Origin of the sequence: Sulfitobacter sp. 1A12157, assembly GCF_043557345.1 — a bacterium.
Lineage (GTDB): Bacteria > Pseudomonadota > Alphaproteobacteria > Rhodobacterales > Rhodobacteraceae > Sulfitobacter.
Genome location: NZ_JBIFFV010000002.1, coordinates 143,310 through 158,131, shown reverse-complemented (window position 1 = coordinate 158,131; position 14,822 = coordinate 143,310). Strand labels below are relative to the sequence as shown.

The 14,822-nt window shown below is 63.5% G+C and carries 13 protein-coding genes; 4 read left to right on the top strand and 9 right to left on the bottom strand.

Translation table 11 applies throughout. The features are described 5' to 3' along the window. Nucleotides 1-28 precede the first annotated feature (28 nt). From ACGYLC_RS04655 to ACGYLC_RS04635, 5 genes are all read right to left on the bottom strand, one after another. On the bottom strand, nt 29-139 hold the full coding sequence (locus ACGYLC_RS04655) for a DUF2474 family protein (protein ID WP_136720396.1): 111 nt from the start codon (nt 137-139) through the stop codon (nt 29-31). Next, entirely contained in the window at nt 139-1,146 is a 1,008-nt protein-coding gene (gene cydB / locus ACGYLC_RS04650) for a cytochrome d ubiquinol oxidase subunit II (RefSeq protein ID WP_394403400.1), read from the bottom strand. Before cydB ends, ACGYLC_RS04655 begins: the two co-directional genes overlap by 1 nt. A 1-nt stretch (nt 1,147) precedes the next feature. Further along, entirely contained in the window at nt 1,148-2,596 is a 1,449-nt protein-coding gene (locus ACGYLC_RS04645; RefSeq protein WP_394403401.1) for a cytochrome ubiquinol oxidase subunit I, read from the bottom strand. Nucleotides 2,597-2,686: 90 nt separating this feature from the next. Next, a complete protein-coding gene (locus ACGYLC_RS04640; protein ID WP_394421928.1) occupies nt 2,687-4,036 on the bottom strand; it encodes an ATP-binding protein in 1,350 nt (449 codons plus the stop codon). Then, nucleotides 4,033-4,704 (bottom strand): response regulator, encoded by a 672-nt coding sequence (locus ACGYLC_RS04635; protein WP_394421926.1) that lies wholly within the window; start codon nt 4,702-4,704, stop codon nt 4,033-4,035. The genes ACGYLC_RS04640 and ACGYLC_RS04635 overlap by 4 nt, the downstream gene beginning before the upstream one ends. A 162-nt stretch (nt 4,705-4,866) precedes the next feature. Here ACGYLC_RS04635 and ACGYLC_RS04630 point away from each other — a divergent pair, with 162 nt between their 5' ends. After that, a complete protein-coding gene (locus ACGYLC_RS04630; protein WP_394421924.1) occupies nt 4,867-5,988 on the top strand; it encodes a Do family serine endopeptidase in 1,122 nt (373 codons plus the stop codon). Between the two features lie 105 nt (nt 5,989-6,093). Here the strand turns inward: ACGYLC_RS04630 and ACGYLC_RS04625 are convergent, their stop codons facing one another. Both ACGYLC_RS04625 and ACGYLC_RS04620 read right to left on the bottom strand, forming a co-directional pair. After that, nucleotides 6,094-6,735, bottom strand: a complete 642-nt coding sequence (locus ACGYLC_RS04625) for a response regulator transcription factor (RefSeq protein ID WP_394421922.1) — start codon at nt 6,733-6,735, stop codon at nt 6,094-6,096. A gap of 1 nt (nt 6,736) precedes the next feature. Continuing rightward, a complete protein-coding gene (locus ACGYLC_RS04620; protein WP_394421921.1) occupies nt 6,737-9,253 on the bottom strand; it encodes a PAS domain-containing protein in 2,517 nt (838 codons plus the stop codon). 285 nt (nt 9,254-9,538) lie between these two features. Between ACGYLC_RS04620 and ACGYLC_RS04615 the strand changes: the two genes are divergently transcribed. After that, a complete protein-coding gene (locus ACGYLC_RS04615) occupies nt 9,539-9,793 on the top strand; it encodes a hypothetical protein (protein ID WP_394421919.1) in 255 nt (84 codons plus the stop codon). Between the two features lie 13 nt (nt 9,794-9,806). On the opposite strand, the gene ACGYLC_RS04610 is transcribed toward ACGYLC_RS04615, so the two are convergent. Next, nucleotides 9,807-10,412, bottom strand: coding sequence for a LuxR C-terminal-related transcriptional regulator (locus ACGYLC_RS04610; protein ID WP_394403408.1), 606 nt, complete (start codon nt 10,410-10,412; stop codon nt 9,807-9,809). Nucleotides 10,413-10,630: 218 nt separating this feature from the next. On the opposite strand from ACGYLC_RS04610, the gene ACGYLC_RS04605 reads away from it, so the two are divergent. Both ACGYLC_RS04605 and ACGYLC_RS04600 read left to right on the top strand, forming a co-directional pair. Beyond that, nucleotides 10,631-11,494 carry an alpha/beta fold hydrolase gene (locus ACGYLC_RS04605; RefSeq protein WP_394421918.1) on the top strand — a complete coding sequence of 288 codons (864 nt, stop codon included), beginning with the start codon at nt 10,631-10,633 and terminating at the stop codon, nt 11,492-11,494. Nucleotides 11,495-11,656: 162 nt separating this feature from the next. Further along, the gene (locus ACGYLC_RS04600; protein WP_394421916.1) at nt 11,657-13,729 is read left to right on the top strand and encodes an ATP-binding protein; all 2,073 of its coding nucleotides are present in this window, start codon (nt 11,657-11,659) and stop codon (nt 13,727-13,729) included. A gap of 31 nt (nt 13,730-13,760) precedes the next feature. Here the strand turns inward: ACGYLC_RS04600 and ACGYLC_RS04595 are convergent, their stop codons facing one another. Continuing rightward, the gene (locus tag ACGYLC_RS04595) at nt 13,761-14,615 is read right to left on the bottom strand and encodes a fumarylacetoacetate hydrolase family protein (RefSeq protein WP_394421914.1); all 855 of its coding nucleotides are present in this window, start codon (nt 14,613-14,615) and stop codon (nt 13,761-13,763) included. Nucleotides 14,616-14,822: the final 207 nt, after the last annotated feature.

The following is a 14,822-nucleotide window of genomic DNA, read 5'->3' as shown; positions in this document are numbered from 1 at the left end:
GGCAAGACCCGTGGCCCGCGCCGCTGCGTCAGCCGGGCATGATCACCAGCCGGATGCCATAGGCCACCACCGCCAGCAGGGCGACGCTGGCCAGCCAAAGCGCCACGAACCAGCCCGCGCGTTTCAGCCAATGGCGCATCAGTGATAGCCCTCCTCAGGGTCGATCTTGCCACGGAACACCCAATAGGCGTAGGCGGTGTAGCTCAGGATCAGCGGCAGCAGCACCAGCGTGCCGACCAGCGCGAACATCAAGCTGTCATCCGGGGCGGCCGCCTCGGCGATGGTCAAGCTGGGCGGGACCATATGCGGGTAGAAACTGATCCCGATGCCGATGAAGCCCAGCACGAAAAGCGCCAGCGCGCAGAAGAACGGCTGTTTGTCGCCGCGGCGTTGCAACCCGCGCAGCATCCCAAAAGCCGCCAGCGCCACCAAGAGAGGCACAATGCCGCTGAAGAGCGCGGTGGGCCACGCGAACCAGCGTTCGAAATAGACCGCATCGGTGAAGGGCGTCCAAAGGCTGACCAGCCCCATGAAGACCAGGGTCGCCACCGCCAGCGGCCATGCAAGACGGCGCATATGCGCCTGAATGCGGCCCTCAAGCTTCATGTTGAGCCATGTCGCACCCAGCAAAGCATAGCCCGTGGTCACCGCCACCCCGGTCAGGATCGAGAAGGGGGTGAGCCAGTCCCACCAACCGCCCGCATAGGCGCGGCCTTCGATCTCGATCCCCTGCACCAGCGCGCCCAAGGCGATGCCCTGACAGAAGGAGGCCACCAGCGAGCCGCCGAAGAATGCCATATCCCAGAGCGGTTTCCAGCGTTTCGTGCGCCAGCGGTACTCGAAGGCGACGCCGCGAAAGATCAGCCCCAGCAGCATCAGGATGATCGGCATGTAAAGCGCGGGCATTACCACCGCATAGGCCAGCGGGAAGACGGCGAAGAGCCCGCCGCCGCCCAGCACCAGCCATGTCTCGTTGCCGTCCCAGATGGGGGCGACCGAGTTCATCATCACGTTGCGCTCGCCCTCGTCCTTGGTCATCGGAAAGAGCAGCCCAACACCCAGATCGAAGCCGTCGAGGATGACGTAGATCAGCACCGCCCCGGCGATGATCCCGGCCCAGATGAACGAAAGTTCAAGTCCAAACATCTCAGCTCTCCTCGCCCTTGTTATGCGCGGTCCTGTCTCTGACCGCGGCCTCTTCGCCGACAGCAAGGATCGGCCCGTCATCCTGCGCGAGGTCATCCTGCGCCGCGTCACGTTCGTCTTCCAGCACATGGCCGACAACGGGTTTGCGCATCATCGCCAGAATATACCAAGTGCCCGCACCGAAGACGAAGAAATACACCACGATGAAAGCGATCAGGGAGGTCGCGACCGCCGGGGCCTCGATCGGAGCGAGGCTGTCGGAGGTCCGCAATAGACCGTAGACCGTAAAGGGCTGCCGCCCGACCTCGGTCGTGATCCAGCCCGCCAGCACCGCGACAAAGCCGGTCGGCCCCATCACCAGCGCCAGACGGTGCAGCATCGGCGCATCGTAAAGCCGCCCGCGCAGCCGCGCGAAGGCCGCCCAAAGTCCCAGCCCCAACATGGCAAAGCCAAGCCCGATCATGATGCGGAAGGACCAAAAGACGATGGCCACCGGCGGTTCGTCTTCGTCCGGGATCGTGTCGAGCCCGTCGAGCGGCGCGTTCAGATCGTGCTTGAGGATCAGCGACGACAGTTTGGGGATCTCCACCGCGTAGTCGATGCGCTTTTCCTCGGGGTTCGGGATGCCAAAGAGGATCAGCGGCGCGCCCTCGGGGTGGCTGTCGTAATGCCCCTCCATCGCCATGACCTTGGCGGGCTGATGCTCCAGCGTATTGAGGCCATGCATGTCGCCCGCGAAAATTTGCAGCGGGGTGACCAACAGAAGCATCCACATCGCCATGGAGAACATCCGCCGCGCGGCCCGGTCGGCGTGATCACGCAGCAGATGCAGCCCCCCGACCCCGCCCACGACCAGCGCGGTGGTGAGATAGGCCGCCAGCACCATATGCACCAAACGGTAGGGGAAGGAGGGGTTGAAGACGATGGCCCACCAATCCTCGGGCACGAATTGGCCCACGTCATTGATGGCAAAGCCCGCGGGCGTCTGCATCCAAGAGTTCACCGAAAGGATCCATGTGGCCGAGGCCAGCGTGCCAAGCGCCACCAGCGCTGTCGCGAACATATGCAGCCCGTCGCCCACCCGCTTGCGGCCAAAGAGCATGATGCCCAGAAAACCCGCCTCAAGGAAAAAGGCCGAGAGCACCTCATAGGCCATCAGCGGCCCGACCACCGGCCCCGCCTTGTCAGAAAAGACCGACCAATTGGTGCCGATCTGGTAGGACATGACGATGCCCGAGACGACCCCCATGCCGAAAGCCACCGCAAAGATTTTCTTCCAATAGTCAAAGAGCTTCAGATAGGTCTCTTCGCGTTTCCACAGCCAGAGCGCGTTGAGCACGGCCAGAAAGCTCGCCAACCCGATCGAGAATGCCGGGAAGATGATGTGGAACGAAACCGTGAATGCAAACTGCACCCGCGCTAGGATTTCGGCGGTGTAACCGTCGAGCATATGAAGCCCCCGCGTATTGTTTCCTGACCTATATAGGGCCGGGGGGCCGGAGAGGCACAGGCTAAATTGCCGCAGTGCTTGGGCCGCGCTCTAGCTGTCGAATGTGACCACGACGCGCAGCCCCGGCGCGTTGTCGGTAAGATCCAGCGTTGCCCCATGGAGTTTCGCCACCCCATCGACCAGCGCCAGACCCAGCCCATGCCCCGGCGTGCCCCGGCTGCGATCCAGCCGGTAAAGGCGCTGCAACACTTTGTCGCGGTCCGCAGCCGGAATGCCGGGGCCGCCGTCCGCCACCGTAAGCGTGACCTGCCCCGCCGCCTGTTTCAGCGCGACCTCTACCGCCGCAGCGTCGCCGGAATGGCGCAGGGCGTTTTCGATCAGATTGGCCAGCAATTGCCCCAAAAGCGCGCGGTCACCGGTGACATGAACAGGCGTTTCGGGCAGGTCGCAGCGCAGGTGTTTGCCCTGCTCCCCTGCTGCGGGCTCGTAAAGCTCGACCATGGTGCGGCAAAGCGCGGTGAGGTCGACGGGGGCGAAATGGGCCCGGGCCTCGCCCTGCTCCACCTGCGCCAATTGCAGGAGCGATTGAAAGATCGCGGCGATCCCCTCCAACTCGGCCCGGGCGCGGGCCAGCGGTTCGGCGCGGTCCGCGCCCGCAGCCTCGGCCCGGTCCAGATCGTCAAGATGAACCGAGACGCGCTGGATCGGCGTCTTCAAGTCATGCGCGATATCCAGTGACACCTGCCGCAGCGCCGCCACGGAAGTTTCCTGCGCCCGGGCCATCTGGTTCACCGCCTCGCCGATGCGCAGCAGGTCGTCCGACCAGCGCGGCCCCGGCGCGACCCTTGCGGCCAGATCCCCCGTTGTCAGCCGGTCCAGCGTGGCGCGGATCACCTCCACATGGCGTTTGGAACGGCGGGCAAGGATCAGCCCGCCCGACAGCGCGATCAGCACCGTGGGCAGCAGGCTGACCAACAGAATATTAACGAAAACCTCGCGCAGGGCCGTGATCTCGGCCCGGCTGCGCGCGATGGTCAAAAGCCCGCCATAAAGCGTGTCCGTCAGGGTCAGATAAACCCCGGTATACTGCGCCCGCGCCGCGCCGATCGAGACGATGTGATAGCCCTCGTTATCCCGTGCGATGGCCCCGTTGCCATAGATGCGCCCGTTGGGGCCGATGTAGCTGAGGATCAGCCGGTTGGGATCGGTCTCACGCGATTCCGCCTCGACCAGCCGCGCGAGGGCGGCGGCACCGGGGGCGGCGCGGAAGCCCGCCATGTCCTGTGCCAGATCGGCGCGGATCGCCTGTTCGAAAGACCGTTGGGTGACCGCATAACTCGCGGCAAGGCTGAGCAGGCTGACGATGGTGAACAAAAGCACCAACAAAAGCGCCAGACGTAGTGGCATCGACCGCCAGAGCCCCGCCAGCCGCGCCCTCATGCGTCGATCCTATAGCCCGCGCCGCGCACGGTCTGGATGAGTTCGCTGTCAAAGGGCCGGTCGACCTTGGCCCGCAACCGGCTGATATGGGTCTCCACCACATTGGTCATCGGGTCGAAGGAAATGTCCCAGACCGCCTCCAGCAGCATGGTGCGGGTCTGCACCCTGCCCTTGCGCCGCAGAAGATGCTCCAGCAGGGCAAATTCGCGCGGCAAGAGGTCGATCTCTTGGCCCGCCCGCGTCACCCGGCGGCTGATCAGGTCCATGGTCAGGTCGCCCGCGCGCAGGGTGGTCTCCTGCTCCAGCGCCTGCGGGCGGCGCGCCAGCGCGTTGACCCGCGCCGAGAGCTCTCCGAAGGCGAAGGGTTTCATGAGGTAATCATCCGCCCCGGCATTCAGCCCGTCGATCCGGTCCTCCACCGCGCCCATGGCCGTGAGCAGCAGCACCGGCGTCGCATTGCCCGCCCCGCGCAGGGTTTTCAACAGGGTCAGCCCGTCCAACTCGGGCAGCATCCGGTCAAGGATCAGCACGTCATATTGCCCGGTGGTGGCCTGCACCAAACCGTCGCGGCCATCAGCCACCACATCCACCGCATGCCCCTCTTCGCGCAGGCCGCGCGCGATATAGGTGCTGGTGGTGGCATCGTCTTCGACAACAAGAAGTTTCATCGCGGTCTCATGTAGGATCGCCCTTGGATTATGCCAAATTCGCCGCCCGTACAGCCCAGAGGCGGCAATCTCACAAATTTGTATAGGGCGCGGCAAGGCACTGTAAATCCGCAGGTCCAGATAGGCTCCCGGAACGACCGAATGCACAGCAAGGAGCATGAAATGACCAAACCCCTTTCCAAAGCCCCCCGCGCCGCCGCCCTTGCGCTCAGCGCCGCGATGGCCGCCACGCCGATGCTGGCGCTGGCCCCCTCGGCTGCGCTTGCGGTCCCGCCGGGCGGCTACGCCGACCTTGTCGAGGCCGTCTCTCCGGCCGTCGTCTTTATCGAGGTGACCGCGAAGCAGCAAACTGCGCAGATCCAGCAACAATTGCCCCCCGGCATGCCCGAGGAACTGCGCCGCCGGTTCGAGCATATGCTGCCTGACCAGCACGGAGGCGAAGCAACGCCGCGCCAAGGTTTGGGCTCGGGCTTCATCATCTCTGAGGATGGTCAGATCGTGACCAACCACCACGTCGTCGCAGGGGCCGAGACCGTGACCGTAAAGCTCGCCGATGGCCGCACGTTCGACGCCGAAGTGGTGGGCAGCGACGCAATGACCGACATTGCGCTGCTGAAAGTCTCTGCGGATGTGGACCTGCCCAAGGTCGACTTCGGCACATCGAAAACCCTGCGCGTGGGGGATGAGGTCGTGGCCGTGGGCAACCCCTTCGGCCTTGGCGGCACCGTCACTTCGGGCATCGTCTCGGCCCTGTCGCGGGACATTCAGGCAGGCCCCTTCGATGACTTCATCCAGACCGACGCGGCGATCAACCGCGGCAACTCAGGCGGCCCGCTGTTCAACAACGAGGGCGAGGTCGTGGGCGTGAACACCGCGATCCTGAGCCCCGGTGGCGGCTCGGTCGGCATCGGCTTCTCGGTGCCCTCGGATCTGGTGCAGACCATCGTCTCCGATCTGGCCGATGACGGATCGGTCGAACGGGGCTGGCTGGGCGTGCAAATCCGGCCCATGACCCCCGAGGTCGCCAATGTGCTCGGCTATGACGAGCCGCGCGGCGCGGTGATCGAGGCGATCACCGAGGACAGCCCCGCCGCCAAAGCGGGCCTCAGGAAGGGCGACATCATCCTGTCCTTCGGCGGCACGGAGGTGGACGATCTGCGTGACCTGACCCGTGCGGTGGCCACCACCACGCCCGAAAGCGCGGCAGAGGTCGTCGTGCTGCGCAAAGGGTCTGAGCAGACCCTCGACGTGACCGTGGGCGTGCTGGAACCCAAGCCGGCGTGACCCATGCCTTCCCGGCGCCCCTCATGCCGCCGGGACGCCCCCCAGCCCTCACCCCTCGCCGGGGCTGGGCAGCCTGCCCCGGTGGTCCTGCACTACCGGGGTTTTTTACGGGCCCGTACCGCCGCCATCGCCTTCGCCGGAGGGCGCGTTGTGCAAATGGAACCGCACCAGTTCCGCCACCGAATTCGCCTCAAGCTTGCGCATCACCCGCGCGCGGTGCACCTCGACCGTCTTGATGGAGATGTCCATCTCGCTGCCGATCTCACGGTTCGACAGCCCGGCCGCCACCCGCTCGAACACCCGATGCTCCTGCGGAGTGAGCCGGGCCAGGAGCTGTGCGTTTTCGACTTCTGCCGCCTTGCTCTTGCGCCGGGCCGCATCGGCTTGAAGGGCGGCATTGATCAGGTCGAGCATGTTTTGGTTGTTGAAGGGTTTTTCGATGAAATCCACCGCCCCCGCCTTCATCGCCGTCACGGCGGTAGAGACATCGCCGAAGGCCGTCATCAGGATCAGCGGCAGTTCGATCCCCCGCGCGTTCAGCGCCTTTTGCAACTCCAACCCGCTCATCCCCGGCATCCGCACATCGCTGACCAGACAGCAACACCCGTTGTCTTCGTAGCGATCAAGGAACGCCGACGCCGACGCGAAAGGAATGGCGCGCAGCCCGACGGAACCCAGCAACCACACCAGAGATTCCCGCACCGCGGCGTCATCATCGACGACGTAAACGATCCCCTCTTCCGACATTCTACTTTTGCACCTCCAATGGCAACCGCACGGTCAGGCAGGCGCCCTCGGCATCGGATTTCGTCACGGCGATCGTTCCGCCATGGGACAGAACGATCGTTTCGCAAATCGCCAGCCCCACGCCAAGCCCCTTGTCCTTGGTCGAGCGGAAGGCGCTGAACGCGGTCTGCGCGGGCATGTCCGGGGCAAAGCCGCGCCCCGCGTCGGCCACGTCGATCACGATCTCACCGGCTTCGCAGCGCGCGGTGACCGAAACTTCGGCGTCCTCACGCTCCGCCTCGCGACAGGCGTCGATGCCGTTCTTGATCAGGTTGATCAACAGCTGCTCGATTTCGATCCGGGCGCAATGCAGGGTGACCTCCCCACATTGATCGTCGATGGTCACGGCGACCCCGGTGGCCGAGCTTTCGGGTTGGATCAGCAGCTGCACCGAGCGGAGGATATCGTCAAAGCGGACCGCATCGCGGTCGGCATCGTCGTTATGCAGATAGTTCGACATGGAGCGCAGGATGGCGCTGGCCCGTTCAGATTGGCTTTGCATATTGTTGAGCACGGCGATCATATCCTCTCTCTCAAGCTGGTCGTTCTTGGCACGCAGCACGCAGCCTGCGGCAAAATTGTGAATAGCGGCTAAAGGTTGGTTCAACTCATGGGCGATGGCGGCGGTCATCTGGCCCAGAGTTTCGCGCCGGTTGAGCAGTTGCAGCGCCGTTTCATGCCGGTGCAGCCGCTCTTCGCGCTCGACCTTTTCGGTGATGTCAGAGGCGATGGTCAAAAGCCCGCCTGCGGCCACGGGGTAATCCGTCACCTCCAGCCAACGGCCCGTGGAGGTCCGCGCACGAAAGAACTTGGCCGGGGTGTTGCGCCGGTCGCGCCGCTGCGCGCTCCAACGGGTCTTGCCTTCGGTGGTCGTCGCCAATTTGCCGGTCTGTGTGAAATGGGCGAGCAATTCATCGAAGTGTTTTCCGATGATTTCGCCCTCCATCCCGGCATAGGTCGCGCGATATTCCTCGTTGCAATAGACCAGACGGTCGCTGCTGTCGAAAAGCGCCACCATGGTCGAGATGTTCTCGAAAGCCAGCGCCAAAGCCTCCAGCGCGCTTTTGCGCTCGGTCTCGGCGGTGGCGATTTCGGTCATGTCGAAACAAGTGCCGCGATAGCCTGCCAGTTCCGCTTGGGCATCGAAGAAAGGTTTGCCCGACATGTCGATCTGCCGCGCCCGCCCCTTGCCCAAGGGCAGGACCAATCGCAGATCGCGGAAAGCTTCTCGCGCGGCGAAGCGTTGTTTCAGCAGGTCGTAATCGCCTTGGTCCTTTGCCACATTGGCGTCGGAAAGGGTTTTGCCCAGATCGAAAATCGGGGTTTCGCTGTCGGTCTGACGGCCCCCGCCTGACAAAAAGGTAAAACGCCCCTCGGCGTCCATCTCCCAGACCCAATCGGTCGCGCTTTCGGTGAAGTCGCGGAAGCGGGTTTCGCTTTTCACCAGTTCGGTCAGCACGTTCTGCTGATCCGTGACATCTTGGATCGCGGCCAGAAGATGTGCGTGCCGGCCCCGGTCCAGACGGCGAATACAGGCACGCGCTTCGATCTGGCGTCCGCTGGCGGCAAGGAACTTGACGTTCTCCACCACATCACGTGGACGGCTGCCGGCCATATGCAGATTGTTGCGGATCGTGGCGCGGCTGCGCGGCTCGACGAAACTTTGCCCCTGCTGCCACATCTCGCGCAGGTTCTGCGCGTCGCGGCCCAATAGAGCCTCCACTTCGGGCGAGGCATCGACCAGCGCGCCCTGCCGATCCCATTCCAGATAGCCGATCCCCGCCACCTCTGCCGCCAGCGCATGTTTCGCCGCGCTGACCTCTGCCTCATGCACCGCGTCCTGCACGGCGGACCGGTCCATGATCATCACCAGCACCCCCACCACCTGCCCCCGGTCGGACAGCGGCTGATAGACCGCCGCCCCTTGGGTGCGATCCAGCACGGGGCGCGAAAAATCGAAATGCCAGGTGACCTGCCGCCCGGCCAAGGCCTTTTCAAGGTTGTCCGAAATCTCCTCCAGCAGGTCCGGCGGGACGATCTGCGACAGGTGTTTGCCCACGATCTCATCCGTTGGCCTGCCTAAGGACGCGCTATAGGCGTCATTGACGAAAGCATAGGTCATATCGGGCGTGAGAAAGGCCGCCTGCACCGGCAAATGGTCGAGGAAGTCGGGCAATCTGCGCCGTGTCTCATCGGTGTTGGCGGTGTTTTGCAACTTGCGCCGGTTGCGCATCACGCGCCAGACCTGTGCCACCAGCACCGCAAGCGCCGCCACCGCGAAGACCAGTTCGATCGGATCGCCATAAGCGCCGCCGCGCGGGGCCGACGCCAACACCACGACGACATAGAGCGCCAAGACCGCAACCGCGCCCACCACGGCGAAACGGTTGACCGCATCGCCGATCTGTCTGGCAATCATCAAGCCAGACAAGACGATCCCGCACAGCGCAATCAATGTAAACGCCGCGACCAAGCTCATGCGCACCTCTACTTTCCCTCGAAAGGTCTGTTTTTTCGGCCCCCCTGTCTATTGGGGGAAACCCTGACAAAGAGCGATTAATCTGCCTCGCAATACGGGTATACGATGGCGCGCCGAAAATTCGTGAAAATATCTGCCCTAATTTCAGCAGCTTGTTCCTGCCTATAGGGGATAACCCTGACCCCGCTGGGGCTTTGCCCAATTGGCGACAAATTTTCGGGCCGTTAGCCTCTGGCCACCTACGGAATTAACCGTGTGTTTTATGGTCAAAACGCGGATTTTACAGTGACAGATAGTGAAACCCCATCCTCGAAGGCTCCTGCCGAACAGCCACAGCAGACAAAGACGCCCACCCGGGCCGATCTGATGGAGATTCGCAGCCTCTACGCTCAGGCCGACGCGATGGCCGAGGCGGCGGAGAAAGCGGGCAAGTCCGACGGTGAGGCGCAGCCTGCCGCTGCCCCGCCCGGCACGATCCCGCCCCCACCAAACGCCGAACAGGGCGACGAACAGGGCAACGACCAAAATGACGCGGGCTAAGCGCCGAGACGGCTCACTTCGTGCTGTTGGACACCACATGGTCGCTGTCGATCCCGCCCAGCGAATGAAACAGGCCCGACGTATTGCTGACCCCGAATTTCTTGAGCAGTTTCGCGCGATAGACCTCGACAGTCCGGTGCGAAATATCGAGGTTGAGCGCGATCTGCTTGCTGGTCAGCCCCTCTGCCAGATGGCTCAGGATCTCGCGCTCGCGTCGGGTCAGCGGCAAATAGGGCCGCTCGGCAGAGAGATCCGCAAAGCTCCAGACCGCGCGGTCGAGCGGGCGTTCGGGGGTGAAGGAATGGCCGCGCACGCGGCACCAGAACAGTCTGCCGTCACGCCGCGCCATGATGCGCTCATCCCAATAGGTATTGGTCTTGCGCAGCTGGTCCACGCCGCGGTCGCGGATGTTCACGAACTCCTCGTCCGAGGGGTAGAGAATGGCGAAAAGCTGGTCGCGCAGGTCGGCGCGCGCATAGCCGAACATCGCCGCGAAGGCGTTGTTGCAGTCGCGGATACAGCGGTTCTCGGTCACCACAAGCCCGACGGGCGCATGAACAAAGGCAAGCTCTTCAAAGCGCCCCTGCGCAAAGCAATCGTCGGTACGTATTTCCACCATCTTGCTCCGTTCAACTCTATTTCGGATGCTGAAACCGCAAGCTAGTCGACGGGAGGAGACGGCGCAACACGGCGCTGGCCCGCGCAGGGAGGACGCGATGCTAAAACGCAAGCGCATGGCGGCGGCGCCATGATCGCGCGGGTACGGCTGGCAAGAGGCAAGGGCGCGGGTGGCATCACCCGCGCTATGTCCATGGCAATCCGGAAAGGTGCGCGCCAATGACCGCCCCTCATTCCCGCTTTGTCCCCGTAATGGGCCATGAGGTGCATGTCGCCGAATGGGGTGATCGTAAGAAGCCTGCATTGCTCATGCTGCACGGTCTGGCCCGCACCGGGCGCGATTTCGATGAGGCCGCCGCCGCCCTGTCGCGGGATTTCCATGTGCTCTGCCCCGATATGATCGGGCGCGGAAAGTCAGGTTGGGCGCGAGACCCCGAGGTGGACTATTCCGTCGACCACTACGCGCGCATCGCGACAGGGCTCTTGGATCACTTTCAGATCGACCGCGCCGCGTGGTTCGGCACCTCTCTGGGCGGGATGATCGGAATGCATGTGGCCTCAAGCTCCGCGGCGCAGCGCGTGAGCGCTTTGGTGGTGAACGACATCAGCCCCGAACTGCCCGAGGCGGCGGTGCAGCGCATCCTTTCCTATGTGGGCAACCTGCCCGCCTTCGACAGTTTCGCCGAAGGAGAAGCATGGCTGCGCCAGACCTACGCCCCCTTCGGCCCGGCGGCGGACGCCTATTGGCAGCGTATGGCGCGCACGTCGCTGCGGCGCCGTGGGGATGGGCGGCTGACCCTGCATTATGATCCGCGCATCACCATGCAATTCACCGCATCGGCGCATGAGTTGTCGACATGGGACCGTTGGGCAGAGACCCGCACACCCACACATCTGTTGCGCGGCGCCCAGTCGGACCTGCTGCCCCCCGAAGCCGCAAAGCACATGACCCAAAGCGGACCCCGCCCCGGCATGACCGAATTCCCCGACTGCGGCCATGCCCCCAGCATGTCCAACCCCCAAGATATCGCTCTGTTGCGTCGCGTTCTGATTGAATTGACGGGCCAATCCGGCCCCGATTAGGGGCCCCATTTGCAAATTTGACGCTACCGCCCCGCCATTTGAGCGCATCCCGGTATTTTCCTTGCGTCAACAAAGTACTGTGCGGTCTAATGTCCCCGGGACGCATCCGGCCCTCAGAAGGTCGGAGCGGGGAGGACAGGGACCACTTTGGGCAAAGCCGGCATGGATAAGATCAGAAATGCGCTGTCTCAGCGCGCGAAACGGATTATCGTGCTGGTCATGCTATGCGCTATCGTCCTTGGCTTTGGTCATCGGATCGAAACGCTGTCCTATCAAACCTACATGCAGGATCTGGAGCTCGACACCACCCTAGAGCTGATCGAAGTGCGTGAACGGATCCGGGCGGATATCTTCGAGCAGATTCTGAAACTGCGCGAATTGGCCACCGTCATCAGCGAGAATCCGACGATCACCCAATCCGAATTCAGCGCCCGCGCGGCAGAGTTCATGGCCGAGAACCCGGATGTGATCAACCTCGCCGTGGCACCCGACCTCGTTGTCACCATCGTCCACCCCTATGAGGCCAATCGCGGCGTGCTGGGGCTGGACTACCGCCAGAACGCGGCGCAATTGCCAAAAGTCGAACAGGCCATGCAAAGCGGCGAGGGGCTGGTGACCGGCCCGGTCGATCTGGTGCAGGGCGGGCGCGGGCTGATCCTGCGGCATCCGATCTTTGATTCAACCGGCACCACTGCCGCGCCGGATACGCCTTGGGGCATTCTGTCGATGGTGGTGGATTACGATGCCCTCGTCAGCCGGTTGCAAATCCCCGAACTGACCGAGAAATACGATCTGGCCATCCGCGAGTTGACGCCAGAGGGAGAGGTCGAACAGACCATCATCGGCGACCCCGAAATGACCTTGGACGACCCGATCAAACTCAACTTCAGCTTTGCCTTTGGCACGTGGCAACTGGCCGCCACGGTCAAGGGCGGCTGGCCAGAGCACCGCCCGGACTTCTGGCTGAACTGGCTCTTGCGTCTGCAAGGCGCGCTCGGCGTTACGATTTTTGCGTGGTACATCATGCGGCTGGCCGACAACCGCAAACTTGCCGAAGAACGGCTGCGCACCGGTGTCGAAGCCCTGGACCACGGTTTCGTCATGTATGACGCCAAGGGCACATTGGTGCTTTGCAACGAAAAATACCGCGAGATTCATGGCTATAGCGACGTGGTGAAGCCGGGATCGACCTATGAAAGGATCGTGCGGGACAGCATCCGGCGCGGGCTGGTTCCCGATGCCGTCGGCAAGGAAGAGGAATGGATCCGCATCTGGCTCGAAAAACGAGAGAACGGCGCCTTCGAGACCGAGCAGCGCATGCCCGATGGCCGCATCATCCGCACCTCGGACCGGCGGATGAAAGATGGCAGCGTCGTGGGCCTACGGATCGACGTGACCGACCTGAAGAAGGCGCTTTTGACCGCCGAGGATGCGAACAAGGCCAAGACCGATTTCATGGGCGTGCTGAGCCATGAGCTGCGCACGCCGCTGACCGTCATTCTGGGCCATGTCCGCCTTGCGCGGCATTTCGACCGGACCCCGGCGGCGCGCGACCTATGCACCGCAATCGAGGCCGACCCCCAGACCCGCGAAACGCTCTCTCCCAAGCTTTCGGCGACGATGGCCAAGCTGGGCGACATCATGCAGACGGTCGAGCGGTCGGGCAATCACCTGCTGACCCTGATCAACGAGGTGCTCGACTTTGCCAAGATCGACGCGGGCAGCCTGTCCATCGCGATGGAGCCGGTGCAGATCGACGATATCGTCAGCCCAACCGCCGATCAGCTGCGCCCGATGATCGAAGACAAAGGACTGGAATTAAAGGTGAAATCGGCCAGCGGCGTGATGCTGGCGGATGGCAAACGCATCCAGCAGGTGCTGATCAACCTATTGAGCAATGCGACGAAGTTTTCCGACGAGGGGACCATTTCGCTGACCTGCCGCATTCGCGGCGAGGTGGTGGAATTCCGCGTGACGGATTCGGGCATCGGCATCCCCGAGGATGAGTTGGAGCGCGTTTTCGAGCCTTTCCATCAGGTCGATTCCACCGCCACCCGGCGCTTTGGCGGCACCGGGCTGGGCCTTGCGATTTCGCGCGACATCGCCACCGCCCATGGCGGCAGCCTTGTTGCGACCAGCATCATGGGCAAGGGCAGCAGCTTTTTGCTGACCCTGCCCCTGCGCCCTGCCATTGCCGCCGCCGTCGCCGAAGCGCGGGAGGCCGAATTGGCCTGAAGGCCGCGCGTCGGCACTTCGAGATCGCGGCTCACCGCGCGGGCAGGTGCTCCACCACTTGCTCCTGTGCGCCCAGCCCCTGCACACCCAGCCGAACCCGGTCGCCGGGGCTGAGATAGCGCTGCGGTTTCAGCCCCATGCCCACGCCCGGCGGGGTGCCCGTGCAGATCAGGTCGCCCGGCTCCAACTGGATGAATTCCGACATATAGGAGATTATCGTCGCCACATCGAAGATCATCTTTTCCGTAGAGCCGTCTTGCAGCCGCTCGCCGTTGACTTCGGTCCAAAGCGACAGCTTGCCCGGATCGCCCAACTCATCCCCCGTCACGAGCACCGGCCCTGTCGGGCAAAAGTTGGGAAAGCTCTTGCCCTTGACCCACTGCCCGCCCCGCTCGGCCTGCCACGCGCGCTCGGACACGTCGTTGACGACGCAATAGCCCAGCACATGATTCAGCGCGTGATCGCGGCTGACGTTCAATGCGGTGCGCCCGATCACCACGCCCAATTCGACCTCCCAATCAAGTTTGCTCATCTGCTGGGAATAGAGAAGCGGATCGTTCGGCCCGCAATAGGTACGGCTGGCCTTGTTGAACAGGATCGGCTCGCGCGGCACCTCCATCCCCGACTCCGCGGCATGGTCGGAATAGTTCAACCCGACGCCCCAAATGTTGCGCGGCTGGCTGACCGGTGCGGCGATGCGCTGGCCTTGGGTTTGGGCCAGTGGCAGCCCTTCCAGATCGACACCCTCCAACACGTTGCGCAAGGTCGGGATTGTCTCGGGCGTGAAGTCCGGCACAAGGGCGCTGACATCCCGCGCCTGCCCTGCCGCATCCAGCACCACCGGCGTCTTCGCGCCGTCCCGCGCCCCGTATCGCATCAATCGCATGGTCAAATCTCCCCTCTTCGCGACCCTCGTTGGCCGTACCATAGCTACTGGGTTGGCGATGACCACCGCTTTGCAATGGCGTGCACGCCGCCTCTGCCAATCGGCATCGGTCTGCCTATCGGGGTGAAAAGTCTTGTTCTTGCCCCAATTTGGCCGTTGCGGCATTGGCAGCGGAGCCCGAGGGGGATACCTTGGGTAAACATCTGC

What these genes read in the sequence shown, in the direction of transcription:
- ACGYLC_RS04655 (WP_136720396.1), bottom strand. Translation starts at nt 139, where the DNA reads ATGCGCCATTGGCTGAAACGCGCGGGCTGGTTCGTGGCGCTTTGGCTG.
- cydB (WP_394403400.1), bottom strand. Translation starts at nt 1,146, where the DNA reads ATGTTTGGACTTGAACTTTCGTTCATCTGGGCCGGGATCATCGCCGGG.
- ACGYLC_RS04645 (WP_394403401.1), bottom strand. Translation starts at nt 2,596, where the DNA reads ATGCTCGACGGTTACACCGCCGAAATCCTAGCGCGGGTGCAGTTTGCA.
- ACGYLC_RS04640 (WP_394421928.1), bottom strand. Translation starts at nt 4,036, where the DNA reads ATGAGGGCGCGGCTGGCGGGGCTCTGGCGGTCGATGCCACTACGTCTG.
- ACGYLC_RS04635 (WP_394421926.1), bottom strand. Translation starts at nt 4,704, where the DNA reads ATGAAACTTCTTGTTGTCGAAGACGATGCCACCACCAGCACCTATATC.
- ACGYLC_RS04630 (WP_394421924.1), top strand. Translation starts at nt 4,867, where the DNA reads ATGACCAAACCCCTTTCCAAAGCCCCCCGCGCCGCCGCCCTTGCGCTC.
- ACGYLC_RS04625 (WP_394421922.1), bottom strand. Translation starts at nt 6,735, where the DNA reads ATGTCGGAAGAGGGGATCGTTTACGTCGTCGATGATGACGCCGCGGTG.
- ACGYLC_RS04620 (WP_394421921.1), bottom strand. Translation starts at nt 9,253, where the DNA reads ATGAGCTTGGTCGCGGCGTTTACATTGATTGCGCTGTGCGGGATCGTC.
- ACGYLC_RS04610 (WP_394403408.1), bottom strand. Translation starts at nt 10,412, where the DNA reads ATGGTGGAAATACGTACCGACGATTGCTTTGCGCAGGGGCGCTTTGAA.
- ACGYLC_RS04605 (WP_394421918.1), top strand. Translation starts at nt 10,631, where the DNA reads ATGACCGCCCCTCATTCCCGCTTTGTCCCCGTAATGGGCCATGAGGTG.
- ACGYLC_RS04600 (WP_394421916.1), top strand. Translation starts at nt 11,657, where the DNA reads ATGGATAAGATCAGAAATGCGCTGTCTCAGCGCGCGAAACGGATTATC.
- ACGYLC_RS04595 (WP_394421914.1), bottom strand. Translation starts at nt 14,615, where the DNA reads ATGCGATTGATGCGATACGGGGCGCGGGACGGCGCGAAGACGCCGGTG.